The sequence below is a fragment of the Lentzea kentuckyensis genome, from assembly GCF_002150765.1.
GTDB lineage: Bacteria > Actinomycetota > Actinomycetes > Mycobacteriales > Pseudonocardiaceae > Lentzea > Lentzea kentuckyensis.
In genome coordinates this window covers 1,063-1,731 of record NZ_MUYM01000217.1, presented here as the reverse complement: position 1 = coordinate 1,731, position 669 = coordinate 1,063, and the positions used below count along the sequence as shown (strand labels likewise).

Here is a 669-nt window from a genome sequence, read left to right as displayed (position 1 = left end):
GCACCTCGCACTCGAAGAACTGCTGAACCGCGAGCACCGCGCTGGTGGTGCTCGCGCCGGAACCGTAGAGGGCCTCGAACCCGAGGATCTCCTGCCGCAGACCGGGAACGTCGCCGAACGAGTCGACCAGTGCCTTCATCGTGGAGTTGTGCAACAGCTCCGCGGGCAGCTCGGCGCCGACGGACTTCCGCGCGAGTGCCGCCGACAGGTCGGCCGCGTTGGTGCTGCGGCGCATCTCGACGAGGTCGATCGGGTCGGGCACCCTGCCCTGGGCGGTGTTGTGCAGCTCCCAGAGCATTCCGTCCAGCAGGCCGGTGACGCCCGCCCGGTCTTCTTCGTCCAAAGAGGACCGTGAGACGAGGTCGGCGAGCCCTTTCTCGGCCGGGTTCAGCGGCAGCAGCGAGGGGTTGCCCAGGATCTCCTTGAGCCGTGCGATGAACGCCTTGCCCCCGGAGGTGTTGCGCGGCCGGAGGAACCCCTCGCGGAAGACGTCGTGCAGGTAGAAGCCCCACGTGTGCCAGTCGTTGATGTGCTTGAGGTCTTCGAGCGACGCCGTGGGGTGGGTCAGCGGGCCGAAACCGCCGTAGTCGGCGGCGTCGTAGAACGCCTCGGTCCAGGGCGTGCCGTTCAGCATGCCCATGTCCCGCACCCACGTCTTCGTGTGCTGAC

Annotated in this window: 1 protein-coding gene; it reads right to left on the bottom strand. The window is 68.0% G+C overall.

The window, feature by feature from the left end; all coding sequences use genetic code 11:
• Nucleotides 1-669, bottom strand: a 669-nt coding sequence (locus B0F77_RS46060; protein ID WP_425435841.1) for a terpene synthase family protein, incomplete at both ends; no start/stop codon positions are given.